The 2,423-nt window shown below is 73.9% G+C and carries 1 protein-coding gene; it reads right to left on the bottom strand.

What is annotated here, in order from left to right; translation table 11 throughout:
• On the bottom strand, positions 1-2,423 hold a 2,423-nt coding region (locus K6I33_RS34285), incomplete at both ends, for a beta-ketoacyl synthase N-terminal-like domain-containing protein (protein ID WP_229358710.1).

Genomic DNA, 2,423 nt, shown 5'->3' with positions numbered 1-2,423 from the left:
CCGTCACGACATCGCTCGACGGCGCGCCCGAGGCGACGGCCTCCAGTCCTGCCCGTAGCGTGGCACTGTCCTGGGCCAGGACGACGGCCCGGTGCTCGAAGACCGAGCGCGTGACGGCCGTGGAGTACCCCAGATCCAGCACCCGCGCCGCATCCACCCCGTCGATCAGCCGCTGGGCCTGCTCACGCAGTGCGCCGCTGTCGCGTCCGGACAGTACGACCGGCACCGAGGGCAGCTCCCGCGTGCCGTCGGCCGGGTCGGCTGCAACGGTCGGCGCCTGCTCCAGCACCACATGCGCATTCGTCCCGCTCAGCCCGAACGAGGAGACGGCGGAGCGGCGGGGTCGGTCGAGCCGAGGCCAGGTCACCGGCTCGTTGAGCAGGGCGACTGCGCCCACCGACCAGTCGATCTCGGTGGAGGGCTGCTCGGCGTGCAGGGTGCGGGGCAACTCGCCGTGCTGCATGGCCAGCACCATCTTGATGATGCCGCCGACGCCTGCGGCGGCCTGGGTGTGTCCGATGTTGGACTTCAACGAGCCGAGCCACAGCGGTTGTTCGGCCGCCCGCCCCTTGCCGTATGTCGCCATGAGGGCCTGGGCCTCGATGGGGTCACCGAGCCGGGTGCCCGTGCCGTGGGCCTCGACGGCGTCGACGTCGCCCGTTCCCAGGCCGGCGTTCCGCAGCGCCTCGCGGATGACGCGCTGCTGTGAGGGCCCGTTCGGGGCGGTGAGGCCGTTGCTGGCGCCGTCCTGGTTGACGGCGGAACCGCGCACCACGGCCAGGATGCGGCGGCCGTTGCGGATCGCGTCCGACAGCCGCTCGACCAGCAGCAGGCCCGCGCCCTCCGCAGGTCCGAAGCCGTCCGCCGAGTCGGCGAACGCCTTGCAGCGGCCGTCCGGCGACACCGCGCGCTGTCCCGAGAACTCCACGAGCGGGTCCGGCGACGACATCACCGTGGCGCCGCCCGCGAACGCCAGGTCGCACTCGCCCCGGCGCAGCGCCTGCGCGGCCAGGTGGAGGGCGACGAGGGAGGAGGAGCAGGCCGTGTCGACCGTCACCGCCGGGCCCTCCAGGCCCAGGACGTAGGAGATACGGCCGGACATGACGCTGGCGGAGTTGCCGGTGCCGAGATAGCCGTCGAAGCTCTCCGCGCCGCTCTGCAGCAGCGGCATGTAGTGCTGACCGTTGGTGCCCATGAACACGCCGGTGCGGGTGCCGCGCTGGTCCGTCGGCCGGAGACCGGCCCGTTCGAAGGATTCCCAGGCGAGTTCCAGGACGAGCCGCTGCTGCGGGTCCGTCGCCAGTGCCTCGCGGGGCGAGATCCCGAAGAAGGCGGCGTCGAAGTCGCCCGCGTCGTGCAGGAACCCGCCCCCTCGGACGTACGAGCGGCCGACCGCGTCCGGGTCCGGGTCGTACAGCTCCGACAGGTCCCAGCCGCGGTTGTCCGGCAGATCCGTGATGGCGTCGCGGCCCGAGGACAGCAGGTCCCACAGCTCCTCGGGGGTGGTGACGCCGCCGGGGAAGCGGCAGGCCATCCCGATGATGGCGATCGGCTCGTCGGAGTGGAACCCGGCGGCGGGGGCGGCGGTCTCGGCGGCGTCCGGGTCCTCGCCAAGCAGCTCGGTGCGCAGATGGCCGGCCAGGGCGCGCGGGTTGGGGTGGTCGAAGACGAGGGAGGCGGGGAGGGTGAGGCCGGTGGCCTCCTTGAGACGGTTGCGCAGCTCGACGGCGGTCATGGAGGTGAAGCCGACGTCCTTGAACGCCCGGTCCGGGTCCACGGCCGTGGCCGAGCCCTCGCCGAGGACGACGGCCACATGCGAGGCGACCAGGTCCATCAGGGTCTTGTCCCGCTCGGCGACGGGCAGGGCGCGCAGCGCGCGGGCCAGCTCCGTACCGCTGCCGGGCGCGGCGTCCGCGACGCCCGGACCGCCCGCAGCCGTCGTCCCTGCAGCCCGCATCCGGCGGGCTTCGGGCAGCTCGTCGAAGAGGGCGGTGGGGCGTACGGAGGTGAACGACGAGAGGAACTGCTCCCAGTCGACATCCGCGACCGCCACCGAACCCGCACCGCGCGCGAGCGCCCGCTCGAGCTCGGCGAGTGCCGCCTGCGGCTCCAGCGGGGCGATGCCGTAGCGGCGCATCGCCTCGGCGTCGGAGCCCTCGGCGGTCACACCGCCGGACCAGGGCGTCCAGGCCACCGAGACGGCAGGCAGCCCGTGGGCCCGGCGGCGCTCGGCCAGCGCGTCGAGATAGCCGATGCCGGCCGCGTACGCACCCTGGCGGGCGCCGCCCCACACTCCGGACACGGAGGAGAAGACGACGAACTCCGGCACGCCGTGCGCTGCCTCCGCCCCTGCCTCCGCCCCTGCTTCCGTCCCTGCTTCCGTCCCCTCGCCCGGCGTCAGCAGCGCGTCGAGGAGGGCGGCA

Source organism: Streptomyces sp. UNOB3_S3, assembly GCF_020740895.1.
Classification (GTDB): Bacteria; Actinomycetota; Actinomycetes; order Streptomycetales; family Streptomycetaceae; genus Streptomyces.
This window is presented reverse-complemented; position numbering and strand designations above follow the sequence as displayed.